The organism is Caulobacter sp. Root1455, from assembly GCF_001426905.1.
Lineage (GTDB): Bacteria > Pseudomonadota > Alphaproteobacteria > Caulobacterales > Caulobacteraceae > Caulobacter.
Genome location: NZ_LMFQ01000022.1, coordinates 235854 through 254038 on the forward strand (window position 1 = coordinate 235854; position 18185 = coordinate 254038).

Genomic DNA, 18185 nt, shown 5'->3' on the forward strand with positions numbered 1-18185 from the left:
GATCCCGGCCCTACCCTTTCCGAAACCCCCGCAGCACGTTGGCCTCGGTGCTCAGCTGCAGCTTTCCGTAGTCGATGCGCGGCGTGTCGGAGAACAGCAGGTAGTAATATTTCATCTGCTCGGACCACCAGTAGCCGGGGCAGTTGTCGCCCTGGGTCATCGGCTGGGTGGTGATGTCCTTCAGGGCCGTGTAGCCGAAGGCCGCGCGGCTGGTGGCCTTCATCTCCCGATAGTGGATCGCGGCCAGCTTGCGGTAGCGCACGTCGCGGCCCTCCAGCCACAGGTTCAGGCAGGCGTCGGGATATTCCGGGCGCAGGCCGGTGTGCTTGCGGCGCGGCTGGCGGGTGGTCACGTCGATCGATTCCGGGATCACCCCGAACGTCGCCTGCAGTTCCGTGAACGAGGCCAGGTAGTCGTCGCCCTGGGCCTTGCGGCCGACCTGGCCCAGCAGGCCGGCATAGTAGGCGGCCAGCTCGCTCTGGGCCGTGGAGGTCACCGCCCCGGTCTCGAAATCGACCATCGGGAACCACAGCCGGCCGTCATAGCGCTTGGCCTGGTGGGCCAGCTGGGCGTCGACGCACTCGACCGCCCAGCGCTTGCAGTCCTTGTCGCCGAACAGTTCCCAGGCGTCCCACAGGTACTCGTAGAAACTGTCGGCATAGACGTCGATGCTGGCGTTGCGGCTGGTGAACTCGCCGGTCGTCGCGTGGATGTTGGCGGCCATCAGGCCGATCTTCGAGCGGCGGTCCAGGGCGTGGCGCATGGCCCGCTTGGCCATGTCGAAATACTTGCGCTCGCCGGTCAGCTGGGAGAGCACCCCGAACTCGCTGATATAGGTGCCGATCTCGGCCAGGTTGGTCTCCGGGTCGCTGACCGCCCCGGTGCGCAGGTTCACATAGCGCCAGGGCAGACCGTGCGGCGAGGCCTCGAAGGCCTTGGCCAGGCGGTCGGCCAGGTCGCGGGCCTTGGCCAGCAGGACCGGATCGCCGCTGGCCAGGTGGGCCGACAGCAGGCCGCCGACCAGGCGGATGTTGGTCTCGAAGACCTGGGCGTTGCCGTCGACGTCGAAGTCGAGATGGGCCTTCACCCAGTCGACCCCGGCCTGGAACTCGGCGTCCAGCCCCATGATCCACAGGGTGTCCAGCGCCTCGACCAGCGACAGGCCCAGGTCGTGGCCCTCGACGAAGAACGACGACGACGTGCCGCTGACCGGATTGATCTCGTCCTTGCCCCAGGCCTTGGCGACATAGCCGCGCCAGGCCCACTGGAACTCGGACCGGACGTCGGCGGCCAGGACCTTCCAGTCCTCGTCGGGGGTGTCGGCGGCGAAGGCCGGGACGGCGGCGGCCGAGGCGACCAGGGCCAGGGCGTGACGGCGGGAGGGGCGAAGAGCGTTCATGGGGCGACCTTAAGCGTTCCCCTCAAAATCTGTCATCCCGGACGAACGCGCGGCGCGAAGATCCGGGACCGGGGTGTGAACACATGCGCTTCCGGCGGTCCCGGATCCGCCCGGCTTTCGCCGGTTTGTCCGGGATGACGGCACTTTTGGATCTTCGGCGCCCCGCCGCTGCGACGTTTCCGCTGCGTCGCAGCAAAGCCTTGGCGACCACGGGGTTGCTCGTGCTAGAAAAGCGCGCATGAACTCGGGCCGGGCGCGCGACGCCTTGCGCCGCCTCGAACAAGGCTAGTCTGAATGACGGATATCAAGACGGTCGGCGTGATCGGCGCGGGCCAGATGGGGTCGGGGATCGCCCATGTCGTCGCCCTTGGCGGCTATGACGTGCGCCTGCACGACGTCTCGCGCGAGCGCATCGACGCCGGCCTGGCCCTGATCGAAAAGAACATGGCCCGCCAGGTGCATCGCGGGATCATCGACGAGGCGGCCATGAGCGCGGCCCTGGCGCGGATCACCGCCGCCGAGGACCTGGCCCTGGTCGGCGCCACCGACCTGGCGATCGAAGCGGCGACCGAGAACGAGGAGCTCAAGAAGTCGATCTTCAAGAACCTCCAGCCCCACCTGGGCGCCGACACCCTGCTGGCCTCCAACACCTCGTCGATCTCGATCACCCGCCTGGCCTCGTCGACCGACCGTCCCGAGCGGTTCATCGGCCTGCACTTCATGAACCCCGTCCCAGCGATGAAGCTGGTCGAGATCATTCGCGGCATCGCCACCGACGTGCCGACCTACGAGCGGGCCGTGGCCTTCGCCAAGTCGCTGGGCAAGATCACCAGCAACGCCGAGGACTTCCCCGCCTTCATCGTCAACCGCGTGCTGGTGCCGATGATCAACGAGGCGATCTACACGCTGTACGAAGGCGTGGGCACGGTCGACGCCATCGACACCGCCATGAAGCTGGGCGCCAACCATCCGATGGGCCCGCTGGAGCTGGGCGACTTCATCGGCCTGGACACCGTGCTGAGCATCATGAACGTGCTGCACGAGGGCCTGGCCGACAGCAAGTACCGCCCCTGCCCGCTGCTGGTGAAATATGTCGAGGCCGGCTGGCTGGGCAAGAAGGCCGGCCGCGGCTTCTACGACTATCGCGGCGAGCACCCGGTCCCGACGCGGTAGGCCAAGTCACCATACCGTCTGGACCCGCCAGTTCAGACAGGCTTCGGTCAGAGGGCCGTCGGACGTGATCAGGCTTAGATTCCGGCGGGCCGCCTGCGCCGCGATAATCCGATCCCACGGATCCTTGTGAGACTTTTCGAGGCGGGCCGCCTGAAACCCGTCATCGACGTCTATGGGCAACCATTCCACCCCCAGGCGCGGGACGACACGCGGCAGCGCCGGAGGGAGCCGGTAGAGCGACAGATCTCGATCGCGTTTGTACTCAATCTCGTAGGCGCTGGCGGCGCTTACGAAGAGAGGATGATCGCGCCCCTCGACGCAAGCGCGCGCCTTGCTGGACAAGCGCCTCGGATCGATCATCCACCAAATCAAGGCGTGGGTATCAAGCAGGAAGCTCATTTCCCTGGCGGCAACGGCCGATAGAAATCGTCTTCGTCGCGTGACTCGGCGAGCTCTTCCAATTCCGGATCGGGCCGAGAGAAGATGTAGGGATCGTCCATTGGGCCGAGATGAGACCATACGCCGGGGACGCGATCACCCAACTTGACGGGCGGCTCAACCTTATTGACGACGGCGACCGTCTCACCGCCGCGCGTCAGAAACACGATATCCTCGCCGGCCTTGAGATGAGCCATGAGCTCCGCAAGCGCGTCCTCAGCAGTTATGTCGACCTGGATCGTCATTCCGCGAGCTTAACACGGAACACAACCAGAACAATCCCTACCCCGCCCCCATCGCCACGGCGACGTGGTAGGTGACGAACGAGGCCAGATAGGCCAGGCCGGCCATGTACAGGAACATCACCGTCGGCCAGGTCCAGCCGTTGGTCTCGCGCTTGACCACGCCCAGGGTCGCCGCGCACTGCGGGGCGAAAACGTACCAGGCCAGGAACGACAGGGCGGTGGCCAGCGACCACTGGTGCGACAGCAGGGCGCCCAGATTGGTGCCGGCCTCGTCGTCGCCGCCGACCGCGTAGACGGTGCCCAGGGCGGCCACCGCCACCTCGCGCGCCGCGAAGCCGGGGACCAGGGCCACGGTCATCTGCCAATTAAACCCAATGGGTTGCATGACCGGCGCGATCAGATGCCCGATCCGCCCGGCGAAGCTGTAGTCGATGGCCGGCCCCGTCGCGCCCTCGGGCGGATAGGGGAAGGTCGACAGCACCCAGACCAGCACCATCAGCGGCAGGATGATGCGGCCGGCCCGCTCGATGAAGATCCGGGCCCGGGTCCACAGGTTCATCGCCACGTTGCGCGGCTCGGGCCAGCGATAGGTCGGCAGCTCCATCATGAACGGCTCGACCGTGCCGCGCCAAAAGATCTTGCGGATCACGAACGACACCACCAGGGCGCTGACGATGCCCGAGGCGTAGAGGCCGAACATCACCAGGCCCGGCAGGCTGAACACGCCCCAGACCTTGGTGTGGGGAATGAAGGCGGCGATGATCAGGGTGTAGACCGGGATCCGCGCCGAGCAGGTCATCAGCGGGGCGACCAGGATGGTGGTCAGCCGGTCGTGCTTGTTGTCGATCACCCGCGTCGACATGATCCCGGGGATAGCGCAGGCGAAGCTGGAGAGCAGCGGGATGAACGCCCGGCCGTGCAGGCCCGCCCCGCCCATGATCTTGTCCATCAGGAAGGCCGCGCGGGTCATGTAGCCGCTGTCTTCCAGCACCAGGATGAAGAAGAACAGGATCACGATCTGCGGCAGGAAGACCAGCACGCTGCCCACCCCGGCGATCAGGCCGTCGGTGATCAGGCTCTGGAGCAGGCCGTCGGGCAGCACGGCGGCCACGCCGGTGCTCAGGCCCGCGAAGCCCGCCTCGATCAGGCCCATCAACGGCTCGGCCCAGGTGAACACCGCCTGGAACATCACGAACAGCAGCAGGGCCAGGATCAGCAGGCCGCCGACCGGGTTCAGCAGCACCGCGTCGACCTTGCCGGTCACGGTGTCGGGACGCTCGGGCGGGCGGACGCATTCCTTGACGATCCGCTGGGCCTCGCGGTGCGCGGCGCGGATCTCGGCGGCGTTCGGCTCGCGCCAGACGTTCTCGTGGGCGCCCCCTTCTTCAAGTAATTTGGCATGGGAAACCGCCAGGGCGTCGGCCTTGGCGACCAGCTCCTCCAGGCCGCGCTTGCGGGTGGCCACGGTGGTGACGATCGGCGCGCCGATCTCGGCCGACAGCCGCTCCAGGTCGATGCGCAGGCCCTGGCGCTGGGCGATGTCGAACATGTTCAGCGCCAGCACGAACGGCCGGCCGACCTGCTTGAGCTCCAGCACCAGCCGCAGCACCAGCCGCAGGTTGGTGGCGTCGGCCACGCAGATCACCACGTCGGGCGGCTGTTCGCCCGACAAGCGGCCCAGCACCGCGTCGCGGGTCACCACCTCGTCCGGGCTGCGGGCCCGCAGGGAATAGGTGCCGGGCAGGTCCAGCACATGGGCGCCGCGGCCGCCGGGCAGGGTCAGCACGCCCTCCTTCCGCTCGACGGTGACGCCGGCGTAGTTGGCGACCTTCTGGCGGCTGCCGGTCAGGGCGTTGAACAGGGCGGTCTTGCCGGAATTGGGATTGCCGACCAGCGCCAGGCGCGCGGGCCCCAATTGCGTTTTACTCAGGGCGGCGTCGGTCAAGGCCTTAGATCTCTTCGTACTGAACGGTGACGGCGGCGGCCTCGCGGCGGCGCAGGGCCACGCGCATGTCGTCGATGCGCAAGGCGATCGGATCGCGGCCGAACAGGCCCTCGTGCAGCACCTCGAACAGGGCGCCCTCGACGAAGCCCATCTCCAGCAGGCGGCGCTCCAGCTCCTCGGGATCGATCGACTCCGAGCGCCCGGTCTGGCCTCCGACCCGCACGATCACTCCGCGCTGGCCCTTGCGGGCCTTGCTCAGCAAGCTTTCGGCGCCCCGATCGGCTTGGGGATCGGCGAGGAGGTCGGTGATTTCGGGGGCAAGGCTGAGAGCGTCGGACATGGTCGCACCGGAAAAACTTGCGAACGATTATCAGTCTAAGGCCGCGCTGTCGATGCGGCGAATAGTGCGGTCGGCGGCCGCGGACCCTTACGGGTCGGCGCCGTCCATCGCCCGCCCCTCATTTCGTCATCCTCGGACTTGTTCCGAGGACCCCTAGGTCCGCCGCGATGTCAGCGGACGGCGGGCCGCGATCTCGGCGCTCCACGGATCGCCCTTCTTCGCGGTTGAAGCAGGGGTCCTCGGAACAAGTCCGAGGATGACCGGCGTGGGGGGGTGAGATGAAAGCGTGAGGCGCCCCCGTTCACGAGAACCTGATTTGTGGTTAAGGCGCGGCGTAATGGCTCACGGGCGTTAATCTGTTCGACTCACGGCCAGCGCGACTCGCATACTGAGCTTGACGATTCGTAGGGACCTCGAATGCGAAGGCTGATGCTGGCGCTGCTGACCGGCGCCTATCTCTGTCTGGCCTTGGTTGTCTCCCTCGCCCTGTGGCGGATGGGAGCGGCGCCGGCTGTCGGCCTGGCCGCCTTCATCGGCGCCATGGGCCTGTGCTTCGCCGTGCATGGCGTGATCGCCAATGTCCTGCAGGGCGCGGCCCTGCGCGTCGACATCGAGACCATCCGCGAGGCCCACGGCATCCTGCTGGAGCAGGTCGAGAAGGTCGACGCCCGCATCACCGGCCTGCTGGAGACCGTCGCCGACGACGCCCAGCGCCGTTCCGCCGAACTGACCAGCGAGGTCCACCAGCTGGAGGACCTGGTCGTGCGGATGAGCGACCGCCTCGAGCACCAGCTGCACTATCAGGTCGAGGTCGCCCGCGCCGAGCCGCGCGGCCGCTCGCCCCAGTCCAGCGCCCTGATCGACGTGGTGCAGGACGCCCTGGCCGACAACCGCGTCGACCTCTACCTGCAGCCGGTCGTCAGCCTGCCCCAGCGCCGGACCGTCTTCTACGAAAGCTTCTCGCGCCTGCGCGACGACACCGGCCGCATCATGATGCCGGCCGAGTACCTGGCCGTGGCCGAGCCCGAGGGCCTGACCGCCGCGATCGACAACCTGCTGCTGTTCCGCTGCGTGCAGATCGTCCGCCGCCTGGCCAAGCAGGACCGCAAGGTCGGGATCTTCTGCAACATCTCGCTGGCCAGCCTGGCCGACGAGGCGTTCTTCGCCCAGTTCCTGGAGTTCCTGCAGGTCAACAAGGACCTGCACGGCGCCCTGATCTTCGAACTGGGCCAGGCCGCCTTCAACGACCGCGGCCCGGTCGAGGCCCGCCACATGGCCCGTCTGGCCAGCCTGGGCTTCCGCTTCAGCCTCGACAAGATCACCGACCTGGACCTGGACTTCCAGGACCTGGCCCGCGCCGACGTCAAGTTCCTGAAGATCGGCGCCCAGATGATGCTGGACCAGCTGGAAGAGCAGGACGGCAAGCTGGTCATCGCCTCGCTGCCCGACCTGAACGCCGAGGACTTCGCGGGCCTGACCCGCCGCTACGGCATCGAGGTGATCGCCGAGAAGGTCGAGCACGAGCGCCAGGTCGCCGAGGTGCTGGAGCTCGACATCGGCTACGGCCAGGGCCACCTGTTCGGCGAGCCCCGCGCCATCCGCGACTCGATCATCGCCGAGGCCGATCCCCCCCAGGACTTCATGCGCGGCGCCCTGCGCCGGCGGGCGGGGCGGTAGGCTCGAGCCCGTCTAGACGACAGGCCCTCCGGTTCGCGCCGGAGGGCTTTTTTGTGGGTCGCCGGCGGAGCCGATCGACACGCCGCTCTGTCGCGTCGTGGAGAACTCGAAGCTGACCCCGGCCTTGGCGGCCGCCTTGCCCAGATCGAGCAGCTCGCCGGCCGGCATGCCCTTGGCCTTGTTGAAGGTGGCGCGCTCGCGGCCGTCGGGAAGCGTCTCGACGTGGCTCTGGACCGGCGCCGCCAGCAGCTTGTGCTGGGCGATCAGGGCCTCGACCTTGTCAGGCGGACCGGTCAGCACGACGCTGGTCGAACTGGAGCCCTGACCGCACGCGGCCAGCAGGGTCGCGGCGGCGAGCGCCAGGGCGGCCAGGCCGGGACGGGCGCGGTTCGTACCGGATCTGGTCATCATAGGCCCCTGAAGCTTGCGCGCCGACCTTGGTGCGTCAGCGCAATCGTCGCAACCCTCCGCGATCAATGCGCGTCGGCATGACTCTGGCGCCAGGTTTCCACGTTCCAGGCCAACGGCCGTGGTCCCAGTGGAACTTTGCAGGCCACCGTAGCGACCAACTTGCCTTGATAGGTGAAGGTCACCTCGCCCCTGGCCGCGCAAATCTCGACCACGGCGTCGCGCGCGGCCAAGACGTCGGTCAACACGTCATGTCCGGCCACCGTGTCGACCATCGGATCACCGTTCAGCGGCCCGCAACGGTCGCCGGTGTCGAGCTTCACGCCCTTTGGATAGCCGCCGTAGAAGCCGATGCTGCCATTGCAGACCAGACGCTCCAGGTGGAATAGAAGATCCGCCTGCTCCGCGTCGACCGACCGGGTTCCGACAATCCGCGCGCCCAGTCCGTTCAGCGCCGCCGTCAGCCGCCCCCAGCGATCTTCGACATCCGGCGCCATCAGCAGGCGCAACGGCTCCTCGGCCGCATCCGTCTGTCCGGCCAGGGCCAGGAAACCCTGGGCGTCATAGATCCCGTCGTGGGTGCGGCTCGCGGCGAACAGGGCGCGCCAGACATCGAAGACGTCGCGGCGGCCGGCCGAGGCCGCGCGCGCCTTCAGGTCGGCGCTCCATTGAGCGACCACGCCACAATCGTAGACTGCCTTGCCCTGCCTGGGAGGATCGCCGGCCAGGCCCTTGGAGCGGAGCGCGGCGACGCAGCTGTTCAGGCGGTCGGCCAGCTCTTGCCCCACCTCGGCCTCGCTCAGTTCGCCCTGCTCACGACCGGCCAGCAGGGCTGCGTATTCGGCCATGCCCTCGTGCAGCCAGGCCTCGTTGTCGCCGTCGCGCGAGTGGAAGACGCGGTTGTTCCAGAGATGGAAGAATTCGTGGTCGACGAACTTGGCGGTCTGGCCGCTGGCTTCCGACGCTGCCTTGTCGGGACCAAAGAACCGCAGCGAGACGACCGGGCCGCTGACGTCGCCCTGCCAGCCCGCGTTGAAGGTCGGCACGCGGGTGGCGATCACGGTGGGCGCCATCTCCAGGCGAACGTCCAACCGGCGGCCGTAGAATTCGGCGGCCCCATCCGCCGCCTTGGCGATCCGCGCCGCCAGGTCGGCCTCGATGGCGGGCGACGCGATCAGCGTCGCCGCCGCCCTCGTCGCGTAGGCGCCGGGGCCGACGAACGCCCAGCCGTCCAGGGAAATCCGGTTCCCGGCCTTCGTCTCGGAGGGCGTGACGATCCAACCTCGCGGCGGGATCACGCGCGCCACGACCGGGGGCTTGTCATCGACGGGTCGGAAGTAAGGGCCGTAGACCTGCCAGCCGGCGCCCACCCGGGTCAGGGCTGGATAGCTGCGGTCGCGCGGCGCGGTGTCTGGGACGACCTGGATCTGGAACGCCTCGAAAGGCTTGCCATCCTTGCGGCGCAGGACCCCGTGCGCCAGCATCATGTCGTCGGGCGCGCGCCAGGTGTCCTGGCGGATGACCTCGACCTTCTGGTCGAATTCGAACCGCTCGACAGGACGGGGTAGGCTGTAGGCGACGCGCAAACCGTCGGTCTCGGGCGTGATCCGGATGTCGACCCTGCCCTGGGCGAGCCCCGCCGTGGCCGATGCGAGCGCCGCGACGAACGCCAAACCCCCCAAAGCCCCGCCCGTCATTTTCGCCTCGCCGCAACCTTGAGGCGTAGGAGATACGGCCAAGGCTGAACTCCAGGTGAACGCCCAGCCTTGCCCCGGGGGCTTCGCCGACCGCCTATCAAACCGTCATGCTGATCGCCGGGGAATCTCCGGACTGCCTGGCCGTCGCCGAGGGCGGCGTCGAGACGTCGGAGGTGCTGGCCGCCTCCCTGCTGGTCGTGTCGCCCGTTCGGTGGGGGAACAGCAGACGCCCCCGGATTGAGTCGCGTCCAGATTGCCGCCTTAAGGTTGGAGCGTATGCTGCCCGGTGTACAAGGGGGGGCCATGACCATGCACGATCTGAAACGGTCGACAGCCGTGCTGCTGGGCGCGGCGCTCCTGGGCGTTGGGGTCGGCGCCGGGGCTGCGCCGACTGACGGCGGCCTGCTGGCCGGGATGGATCGGATGCGAGAGGAAGACGCCAATCGGCTGTTGCACGAGCGAATCGAGGTGCGGGCTTCCGTCGGCGCGGCTGGCGCGCCTCTTGCCGACTGGCTGGTCTCGGAAGGCTTCAAGATCAAGCGCCTGCCCATCGCCTTGCCCCCGGCGGTCGAGTACGCCGAGGCCTTCAAGACCACCGGATCGCCCGTCTGTCGCCGCCAGGCGCTGGTGAGGTGGCGCACCGCGGCCGATGGGACCATCACCTGGCTGTCTACCCACTACGGCATCAGCGCCTGTCTCTGAGCCGCGGACCCTCTGGACATAGAGACCGAAACACACCTTCGTCGCGTCCATGCTGATCGAAGCCACCGACGCTCATTTCGCCGCCCTGATCGCCGGGCAGTCTCCAGAAGGCCTGACCGTCGCCGAGGGCGGGATCGAGACGCCGGAGGTGCTGGCCATGCTGCGCGGCCTGTCGGCCGAGGTCGGCGAGAGCTTCGAGCCCAACGCCTGGCTGATCGTCGAGGGCGGCGAGGTGGTGGGCCTGACCTCGCTGGTGCGCACGCCCTATGTCGGCGACACGGTGATGATCGGCTACGGCGTGGCCGCCTCGCGCCGCCGGCGCGGGATCGCGACGCGGGCCGTGGCCGAGGTGCTGGCCTGGGCGCGGGCCGATTTCCGGGTGTCGACCGTCACCGCCGAGACCGCGGTCGACAACGCCGCCTCCCAGCGGGTGCTGGAAGCCAACGGCTTCGAGCGCGCCGGCGAGCGGACCGACGAGGAGGACGGCGCGCTGTTCTGCTGGCGGGCGGGGGTTTAGGCCTTCCGCCGCCACCCCACCGCCCGTCATCCTCAACGCCCGTCATCCTCGGACTTGTTCCGAGGACCCCTAGGTCCGCCGCGCTGTCGCCGAGCGTTGGGTCGCGACCTCACCGCCCCACGGATCTTCCTTCTTCGCGGTTGAAGCAGGGGTCCTCGGAACAAGTCCGAGGATGACGGTTCAAAAAAGCTGGGGACGCGCGCGGGCGCCCGTCCCCAAGTTCCTCCTCCGAGGTTGGGTTCAGCGCGCCGCCGCCATTTCGGACGCCGGGGTCTTGGCGATCCGCGCCGGGTTGCACTGGGCCAGTTCGGCGTCCGACAGGCTCACGCCGCGATAGCCGAAGCCCGTGATCGTCCCCAGCTCGTGGGCCAGGCGCTTGCAGCTGCGCAGGGGCGGCAGCGACTTGACCTTGGTCGAGCGGCAGACGTCGGCCTTGCAGCGCCAGACCGCCCCGTCGAACACGATGTGGTCCTGGGTGGTGGGGGCGCTGAGGGTCAGCCAGCCGTTCTGAGGTTTGGTTTCGGCCATGGCGGGGCCGCCCGTCGCGGCCAGGGCCGCGACGGCGATGATGAAGCTACGCATGGGTCTATCTCCTGGGGAGGTGGAGCGGTTGAAGGAGGGGACGCACACTCACGGCGGGGATAGGGCCGTCTGGATCACGGCCGTGCCGTGAGTGTGCGTCCCCTATTCAGGTCACGGCTCTAGGCCGCGGCCTTGAACAGGGTGAATTCCTCGTCGAAAGCCCGCGCCACCGAGGGCCGGGTCTGCAGGCGGTCGCGATAGGCGGCCAAGGCCGGATAGGGTCCGAAATCCAGCGCCAGGTAGCGGGCCCAGACCAGCATCACGAACAGATAGGCGTCGGCGACGCTGAACCGGCCTTGCAGGAACTCGCGGCCCTTCAGGTGGGCGTCGAGAAACGCCAGGCGCTCGGTCAGCCGCTCGCGGGCGAAGGCCTTGGCGCCGTCCGGGGCGGTCTTGCTCAGCAGGGTGACGAACACCCCGACGTGCAGCTCCGAGCCGATGAAGCCGAGCCAGCTCTGCACCTTGCGGCGTTCGGGCCCGTCGGCGGGGATCAGGCCGGCGGCCGGGAAGCGGTCGGCGAGATACTGCAGGACCACCGCGTTCTCGACGATCAGCTCGCCGTCGTCGGTGCGCAGCACCGGCACCTGGCCCATGGGGTTGATGGCCAGGAACGCGGTCCCGTCCTCCACCCGCTTGGGCCGGGACAGGGGGTCGACCCGCAGGAAGTTGAGGTCCGCGCCCGCCTCGCAGGCCGCGATCCGCGTCGCCAGCGAGCAGGCCATCGGGAAGAAGTAGAGATCCATCGAACCCTCCATTGCATTTCCGTACTGTTTCGCATAAAAATAACGTCGGTCAAGGAATAAAATGCGAAACGGTACAAAAAGCCCGGAAGGGCGCGCAGAGCCTGGCCAGGAGAGTCAGATGTCCGAAACCCCCGTAAAGCGCCGGGGACGCCCCCGCGCCTATGATCCCGACGTCGCCCTGGCCAAGGCCATCGAGACCTTCTGGGCCCAGGGCTTCGCCGGCTCGTCGCTGGACGACCTGAGCGCCGCCACCGGCATGAACCGGCCCAGCCTGTACGGGGCGTTCGGCGACAAGCAGGCGCTCTTCAAGACGGCGCTGGACGCCTACATGGAGCGGTCGCGCGCCGCGATGACCGAGGCGTTCCGGGGCGGCGGCTCGCTGCGCGAGGTCCTGACCCGGATCTACCGCACGGCCCTGGGCTTCTACCTGTCGGACGACATGGGCGGCCGGGGCTGCTTCCTGGTCAGCGCCGGCCTGGGCCAGGCCGTCGTCGATTCCGACGTGCGCCGGACCGTGGCCGACGGCCTGCACGAACTGGACCGGGCGGTCCAGGGGCTGCTGCAACGCCGCCAGGCCAGAGGCGAGCTGCCCGCCGCCGCCGACCCCATCGCCCTGGGCCGCGTGGCCTGCATGATGATGAACGCCCTGTCGGTCCGCGCCCGGGCCGGCGAGACGCGCGAACAGCTGGAGGCCACCATCCCGATCATGGTCGACCTGATCTGCGGACCGGCTTAGGGACCGCTGACGGTCAAGGGGCGAGCGCCCATGAGCCGCCCTCGTCCTTCGACAAGCTCAGGATGAGGGTTACTTTTGCCCTCGGGACGAGGGCTGCTTTTGCCGCCCTGGCCTTCGAATTCCTCATCCTGAGCTTGTCGATGGACGGGGAACTCGCGCCGTGGCGCCGAGCGTCCATAGCAAGCATCGGAATGACGTAGGCCCGAGCGGCGCGCATGCTCCTTCCCACGAAAGGAGACCGACCCATGACCGCTTCTCAATATCTCACCGACGACGCGCGCTGGGAGGCCATGCGCCGCCGCGACCGCGACCTCGACGGCGACTTCTTCATCGCCGTGCGCACCACCGGCGTCTACTGCCTGGCCAGTTGCGCCGGGCGGCCGCTGCGCAAGAACGTCGAATTCCACGACACCCGGGAAAGCGCCCGCGCCGCCGGCTTCCGGGCCTGCCTGCGCTGCAAGCCCGACCAGCCGCGCGAGACCCTGCGCTACGCGACGGTCCCCACCGGCCTGGGCCTGGCCCTGGTCGCCCGCTCGCACGCCGGCCTGCGGCTGGTGACCCTGGGCGACGACCCGGCCGCCCTGGTCCGCGACCTGGAGCGCCGCTTCCGCTCGGCCCGGCTGACGCCCGATCCGGACGGCCTGGCCGCCGACCTCAAGGCCGTGGCCGCCCAGGTCGATCACCCCGCCGCCAAGCTGGACCTGCCGCTCGACGCCCAGGGCACGGACCTGCAGAAGGCCGTCTGGGCGGCGCTGCGGGCCATACCGGCCGGGACCACCGCGTCCTATGCCGAGGTGGCGCGCCGCATCGGCCGGCCGACCGCCGCCCGGGCCGTGGCCCAGGCCTGCGGGGCCAATCCGCTGGCGGTGATCACCCCCTGCCACCGCGTGGTGCGGGCCGACGGCGGGCTGTCGGGCTATCGCTGGGGCGTCGAGCGCAAGCGCGCGCTGCTGGCGCGCGAGGCCGCATGAGCCTGGACTGGTCCCGCATCGCCGCCGACCTCGACGCCCAGGGCTGGGCCCTGACCGGACCTCTGCTCAAGTCCGAGACCTGCCAGCGGATCGCCGGCCTCTACGACCAGGAGGCCGGCTTTCGCAGCCGGGTGGTGATGGCCCGCCACGGCTACGGCCAGGGCGAGTACCGGTACTTCAGCTATCCCCTGCCCGAGCCGGTGCAGCGGCTGCGCCAGGGGCTGTACGGCCCGTTGGCCGGCGTCGCCAACCGCTGGTCCGAAACGTTGAGCGAGGACCGGCGTTTTCCCGACGACCTGGACGACATGCTGGCCCGCTGCCACGCGGCGGGCCAGGTCCGGCCCACGCCCCTGCTGCTGACCTACGGCCCGGGCGACTACAACTGCCTGCACCAGGACCTGTACGGCGAGCACGTCTTTCCGCTGCAGGCCGCCTTCCTGCTGGACGAGCCCGGCCGCGACTTCGAGGGCGGCGAGTTCGTGCTGGTCGAGCAGCGGCCCCGCCAGCAGTCGCGGCCCCAGGTCGTGCCGCTGAAGCAGGGCGAGGGCGTGATCTTCGCGGTCCGCGAACGCCCGGCGACCGGGACCCGCGGCGTCCACCGCCGCGTGCTGCGCCACGGGGTCAGCACCGTGCGCTCGGGGCGACGGCGGGTGCTGGGGGTGATCTTCCACGACGCGACGTGAGTTGCGGGCGACGCCCCCTCCGTCACGATGCGTATTCGCATCGCGCCACCTCCCCCGCTGCGCGGGTGAGGAGAAAAGCGACCTCTCCTCCCCCGTGCAACGGGGGAGGTGGCCGCGAAGCGGACGGAGGGGGCGTCCGCCGTGTCCCTACTTCGCCAGCTCGACCTTCACGCCCTTCGGCGCCGCCGTGAACTGCAGGCCTCGGCTGGTGGCGTGCATCTTGATGACCACGCCCTTGTCGTTCTTCATCGTCGTGACGCCGCCGCCGCCCGCCACCGTCGCGCCCAGCTGGCCGGCGGTGTAGTTGCCCTCGATGTCGGAGAGCTGCTTGAGGTTCTCCACCGTGCCGGTGGCGGTGTAGCCGCTGGCCCCGATGTCGACCGCCGACAGGCCGTTGGTCTTCAGCTTATAGGTCTGGCCGCGATAGGTCAGCGTGCCCTTGCCCCAGCTGACGCCGACGCCGAACGCCACGCCGCCGCCGGACAGCTCGATGGTGCCGGTGGCCGCGTTCTTGGCGTGGGGATCGGCCGGCCCGCCGCCGGCCAGGGCGGGCGCCGAGGCGGCCAGGAGCAGGGTCGCCAGGAGAGGCGCCGCGAAGGCGCGAACGGTGGACTTCATCGGAAGGACCTCGACCAGGTTAAGTTGCCGCCAAGGTGCGCCGTCCGGCCGGGCAACACACTCAGGGCGTTCCCTCGATCCGGTCGGGGGAAGCCCGTAGCCGCGCCTCGCTCAACCCAGGGCCGGAGCGGAAATCCGCCGCTCTTGGAAGTTGAATTGCGCCGCGATACCTGTTTTGACTGAGCTTCGACGCACGCAGCAGGCGGGGGCGCCATGAACGGTTCGCGTTCCAACTTCACGCCGGCCGACCGCTCTTCGTCCGGGCCGGAAACCCCTCTGGCGTCGGGCTCGGAGGGGATGCTCGCGCCCTTGCTGGCCCCCGAACCGCCGTCGCGGCCGGCCACGGGCGGCCCGGCGCGGCTGTTCAGCATCCTGGGGCCGGTCGACCACCGCCGGATCGAGCTGCGCAACACCGCCGCGCCCTGGCGGATGGTCTGCGCCCTGCGGATCGACACCGCCAACGGCCCGTTCAACGGCACCGGCTGGCTGGCGGGACCCCGGACGGTGATCACCGCCGGTCATTGCCTGCACAACAGCGCGTTCGCGTCGGGTGGGGGCGGCGGCTGGGCCCGCCGGGTCACGGTGATCCCGGGCCAATCCTGGAACAAGCAGCCGTTCGGGGCGGTCGTCTCGACGACCTTCTCCTGCGCAGATCCCTGGCTCCAGACCCGCGACCGGGCCCACGACATCGGCGCCGTCCACCTGGACGATCCGGTCGGCGAGCGGGTGGGCTGGATGAAGTACGACGCCCTCGATCCCTCCGCCCTGACCCGGGCCGCCGCCGTGGTCTCGGGCTATCCGGAATACGCCGGCAGCTACGAGCACCTGCTGGTGGCCAAGGGGCCGGTGCGCGCCAGCCTGGACGGCCGGCTCTACTACGAGATCGACACCACCGACGGTCAGAGCGGCGGTCCGGTCTGGATCGGCGACGTCGCCGCCCCGACCGTGGTCGCCGTCCACGGCTACGAGGCCGACGCCACGCCGGCCGGCGTCGGTCCGGGCGTCAATTCGGGCGCCCTGCTGACCCCCGACCACCTGCGACTGATCCAAACCTGGCAAGGCGGCTGACCCGCCCCATTCGAGGAGACGCCCCATGTTTTCAGCGTCGAGAGGCTTCGTTCCCCTGCTGGCCGCCGCGGCCCTGACCGGCGTCCTGCTGGGGGCCTGCCAGCCGCAGGGCGCCGAGGCCCCGCCCGCCGCGACGGCCGGCGGCCCCGTGCGGATCCTGTCGGCCAAGGGCCTGAACCCGCAGGCCGGCGAGGCCTCGCCGCAAGGGCGCCTGCTGATCGGGCGCGGCAAGGACTACACGCCCCTCAACGAGGATCCGAAGGCCCTGTTCGACAAGCTGGAAGGCTCGATGGCCGAGCGCCGCAAGACCGGCTGGGCCATCGTCGAGGCCCTGCTGGAGCCCCAGAAGCTGACCCTGGACGGCAAGACCTACGACGTGCCCCTCTGGCACACCTGGTACGAAGGCATGAGCGCCAATCCCGAGGTCGACCAGAAGATCAAGCTGTTCATCGCCCAGCTGGCGGCCTGCAAGGCCGACGCCGACTGCCACAAGTCCCGCGCCGAGATCGCCCACGAGGTGATGGCCCAGAGCGGAACCGACAAGAACCTGGTCCGCAGCCTGGTCTCGGCCAACCTGACCCAGGTGCTCAAGCAGTCCGAGGGCTTCGACCGCGGCAATCCCGAGGACGAGCTGGGCCAGGGCTTCACCCTGTTCAGCCCGTCGTTCGTCGAGCACGTCCTGGCCCAGGCCCAGGGCATCGAGACCTGCTCCAACAAGATCCCGTGGAACCAGGCCCCGCCCAGCGCCGGCCAGTTCTCGCCCTGCGTCGAGGAGTTCCCGCGCAGCGCGGTGATGGTCAAGACAAATTGGGACCAGATCGACGGGGCCAGTCCCAAGGTCAGCGCCCACGCCACCGACGCCGCCGCGGTCACCGCCGTGCTGAAGGGCGGGACCTGGCCCAAGCCGACCCTGGAGCCGGTCGATCCCAGCGGCATCTACACGGTGCAGACCACCGACGGGAAACTGTTCGGCCTGAAGTCGATCCACATCTCGACCAAGGACACCCGCGAATGGATCTGGATCACGCTGTGGTGGAGCCCCAAGCCCGACGAGGACTTCGGCCAGGACCGCCCGGCCTCGCTGGCCAGGTTCAACGGCGGGGTCTGGTCGCACTACAAGATGTGCGTCACCACCGCCTTCAACGAGACCGATCCCAAGCCCTGGGGGTCCTACGAGACGGCCCAGCCGGCCCTGGCCGCCGCGATCAAGGCCTCGTACGACGGCGCCGTCGAGCAGCGGAACCCCGCGCCCTACGACAAGGTCACCACCTGGTGCAGCAATCCCAACCTCGAGCACCATACCGGCAACGGCCGCACCAACTGCATCGGCTGCCACCAGTATTCGCTGACCTGGAACGAACTGAAGGAGCGCCCGGCCTATTTCAGCGACACCTACGCCGCCTCGATGGCCGCCGAATATCCGCAGTACGGCCGCGCCCGGCGCCGGGCCAACTTCCCGGCCGAGTTCGCCTGGTCGTTCGGCATGGAGTTCCAGGAGCAGATCAAGACGGCCCGGGAGGACCAGGGGTTCAGTTGGTGAGGCTGGAAAGGGAGGATACGTGATGTCTCCCGAGCAACGACCATGCCGTCCACGCCAGGCGACCTAGCCGGGCTGCTCGGCGCTGTCGTCGCTCAAACCCTGAAGCACCAATCGGCGGAACATGACGTCGAGTTCCGCCGGCGGCAGGCGCGCGCCCCCGTCCAGCCACCAGGTCAGAAGCGACATGAACCCGCCCACGACGAACGACGTGACCACGTCCGGCCGTAGCTCGCTCCGGATCGGCCTGAGGGCCAGCTCGTTGCGCACCAACTCGGTCACGATCTGGCGGAGCATCGCCGTCGTGGTGGCCACGCCGCCCTTGCTGACGAGCGCGCGATAGAGGTCCAGCTGCTCGCGCGCGTGCTCGAGGAACGGCAGCACGAACCCGAATCCGCCATCCAAGGGCCCGAGCGCGGCGGCCCGCTGGTGCTCCAGCAACATGCTGCGAAGGTTGTCGTCCAATCCGCTGCGCTTGAGGTGATCCTTGCCGGTGAAGTGCGCGTAGAAGGTCGAGCGGCCAATATCGGCCTCTTCGCAGACCTCCTCGACGGTGATGGCGTCGTACCCCTTGCGGGTCATCAGCGAAATCAGCGCGCCCTGCAGCATTGAGCGGGTCCGCGCGATGCGGCGGTCCATGCATGCCTCCTCACGACGGCTTTTTCCGGACACGCCGGCGAGTTGTGTGCGGAATGGGACATCTCGC

20 protein-coding genes are annotated in these 18185 nt (G+C 69.0%); 9 read left to right on the plus strand and 11 right to left on the minus strand.

Going from position 1 to position 18185, the window contains the following annotated elements; genetic code table 11:
- Positions 1-10: 10 nt before the first annotated feature.
- The gene (locus tag ASD21_RS15600) at positions 11-1399 is read right to left on the minus strand and encodes a glycoside hydrolase family 47 protein (RefSeq protein WP_056443071.1); all 1389 of its coding nucleotides are present in this window, start codon (positions 1397-1399) and stop codon (positions 11-13) included.
- A 294-nt stretch (positions 1400-1693) separates the two neighbouring features.
- On the opposite strand from ASD21_RS15600, the gene ASD21_RS15605 reads away from it, so the two are divergent.
- Positions 1694-2572, plus strand: a complete 879-nt coding sequence (locus tag ASD21_RS15605; protein WP_056443075.1) for a 3-hydroxybutyryl-CoA dehydrogenase — start codon at positions 1694-1696, stop codon at positions 2570-2572.
- Positions 2573-2578: 6 nt separating this feature from the next.
- Here the strand turns inward: ASD21_RS15605 and ASD21_RS15610 are convergent, their stop codons facing one another.
- The 4 genes from ASD21_RS15610 to ASD21_RS15625 are packed head-to-tail and all read right to left on the minus strand — an operon-like array spanning position 2579 to position 5540.
- Entirely contained in the window at positions 2579-2971 is a 393-nt protein-coding gene (locus ASD21_RS15610) for a type II toxin-antitoxin system VapC family toxin (protein WP_056443078.1), read from the minus strand.
- Positions 2968-3255: a hypothetical protein gene (locus ASD21_RS15615; protein WP_056443081.1), complete on the minus strand. Its 288-nt coding sequence runs from the start codon at positions 3253-3255 to the stop codon at positions 2968-2970. The genes ASD21_RS15610 and ASD21_RS15615 overlap by 4 nt, the downstream gene beginning before the upstream one ends.
- 37 nt (positions 3256-3292) lie before the next feature.
- Positions 3293-5200 (minus strand): ferrous iron transport protein B, encoded by a 1908-nt coding sequence (feoB, locus tag ASD21_RS15620; RefSeq protein WP_056443083.1) that lies wholly within the window; start codon positions 5198-5200, stop codon positions 3293-3295.
- A gap of 4 nt (positions 5201-5204) precedes the next feature.
- Positions 5205-5540 (minus strand): FeoA family protein, encoded by a 336-nt coding sequence (locus ASD21_RS15625; protein WP_082554799.1) that lies wholly within the window; start codon positions 5538-5540, stop codon positions 5205-5207.
- Positions 5541-5957: 417 nt separating this feature from the next.
- Between ASD21_RS15625 and tipF the strand changes: the two genes are divergently transcribed.
- Positions 5958-7217 (plus strand): flagella assembly cyclic-di-GMP phosphodiesterase TipF, encoded by a 1260-nt coding sequence (tipF, locus tag ASD21_RS15630; protein WP_056443086.1) that lies wholly within the window; start codon positions 5958-5960, stop codon positions 7215-7217.
- 12 nt (positions 7218-7229) lie between these two features.
- On the opposite strand, the gene ASD21_RS15635 is transcribed toward tipF, so the two are convergent.
- Together ASD21_RS15635 and ASD21_RS15640 are read right to left on the minus strand one after the other, a co-directional pair.
- Positions 7230-7625 carry a hypothetical protein gene (locus tag ASD21_RS15635; protein WP_156398397.1) on the minus strand — a complete coding sequence of 132 codons (396 nt, stop codon included), beginning with the start codon at positions 7623-7625 and terminating at the stop codon, positions 7230-7232.
- A gap of 65 nt (positions 7626-7690) precedes the next feature.
- A complete protein-coding gene (locus ASD21_RS15640; protein WP_156398398.1) occupies positions 7691-9322 on the minus strand; it encodes a hypothetical protein in 1632 nt (543 codons plus the stop codon).
- 303 nt (positions 9323-9625) lie between these two features.
- On the opposite strand from ASD21_RS15640, the gene ASD21_RS15645 reads away from it, so the two are divergent.
- The gene (locus tag ASD21_RS15645) at positions 9626-10024 is read left to right on the plus strand and encodes a hypothetical protein (RefSeq protein WP_056443094.1); all 399 of its coding nucleotides are present in this window, start codon (positions 9626-9628) and stop codon (positions 10022-10024) included.
- 49 nt (positions 10025-10073) lie between these two features.
- Entirely contained in the window at positions 10074-10541 is a 468-nt protein-coding gene (locus ASD21_RS15650) for a GNAT family N-acetyltransferase (RefSeq protein WP_056443097.1), read from the plus strand.
- 240 nt (positions 10542-10781) lie between these two features.
- Here the strand turns inward: ASD21_RS15650 and ASD21_RS15655 are convergent, their stop codons facing one another.
- The gene (locus tag ASD21_RS15655; RefSeq protein WP_056443099.1) at positions 10782-11123 is read right to left on the minus strand and encodes a CC_3452 family protein; all 342 of its coding nucleotides are present in this window, start codon (positions 11121-11123) and stop codon (positions 10782-10784) included.
- Positions 11124-11242: 119 nt separating this feature from the next.
- Entirely contained in the window at positions 11243-11866 is a 624-nt protein-coding gene (locus ASD21_RS15660; RefSeq protein ID WP_056443216.1) for a glutathione S-transferase C-terminal domain-containing protein, read from the minus strand.
- 118 nt (positions 11867-11984) lie between these two features.
- Here ASD21_RS15660 and ASD21_RS15665 point away from each other — a divergent pair, with 118 nt between their 5' ends.
- The 3 genes from ASD21_RS15665 (at position 11985) to ASD21_RS15675 (ending at position 14256) form a co-directional block, all read left to right on the plus strand.
- Complete coding sequence (locus ASD21_RS15665) at positions 11985-12602, plus strand: TetR/AcrR family transcriptional regulator (RefSeq protein ID WP_056443102.1); 618 nt, start codon at positions 11985-11987, stop codon at positions 12600-12602.
- Positions 12603-12847: 245 nt separating this feature from the next.
- Positions 12848-13573 carry a methylated-DNA--[protein]-cysteine S-methyltransferase gene (locus tag ASD21_RS15670; RefSeq protein WP_056443106.1) on the plus strand — a complete coding sequence of 242 codons (726 nt, stop codon included), beginning with the start codon at positions 12848-12850 and terminating at the stop codon, positions 13571-13573.
- Positions 13570-14256, plus strand: a complete 687-nt coding sequence (locus ASD21_RS15675) for a 2OG-Fe(II) oxygenase (protein WP_056443111.1) — start codon at positions 13570-13572, stop codon at positions 14254-14256. Before ASD21_RS15670 ends, ASD21_RS15675 begins: the two co-directional genes overlap by 4 nt.
- 147 nt (positions 14257-14403) lie before the next feature.
- Here the strand turns inward: ASD21_RS15675 and ASD21_RS15680 are convergent, their stop codons facing one another.
- The gene (locus tag ASD21_RS15680; RefSeq protein ID WP_056443114.1) at positions 14404-14874 is read right to left on the minus strand and encodes a hypothetical protein; all 471 of its coding nucleotides are present in this window, start codon (positions 14872-14874) and stop codon (positions 14404-14406) included.
- Positions 14875-15087: 213 nt separating this feature from the next.
- Between ASD21_RS15680 and ASD21_RS15685 the strand changes: the two genes are divergently transcribed.
- The gene (locus ASD21_RS15685) at positions 15088-15942 is read left to right on the plus strand and encodes a trypsin-like serine peptidase (protein ID WP_056443117.1); all 855 of its coding nucleotides are present in this window, start codon (positions 15088-15090) and stop codon (positions 15940-15942) included.
- A 25-nt stretch (positions 15943-15967) separates the two neighbouring features.
- Positions 15968-17482: a hypothetical protein gene (locus tag ASD21_RS15690; RefSeq protein WP_056443122.1), complete on the plus strand. Its 1515-nt coding sequence runs from the start codon at positions 15968-15970 to the stop codon at positions 17480-17482.
- Between the two features lie 63 nt (positions 17483-17545).
- Here ASD21_RS15690 and ASD21_RS15695 read toward each other — a convergent pair whose 3' ends face one another.
- A complete protein-coding gene (locus ASD21_RS15695) occupies positions 17546-18118 on the minus strand; it encodes a TetR/AcrR family transcriptional regulator (protein ID WP_056443124.1) in 573 nt (190 codons plus the stop codon).
- Positions 18119-18185: the final 67 nt, after the last annotated feature.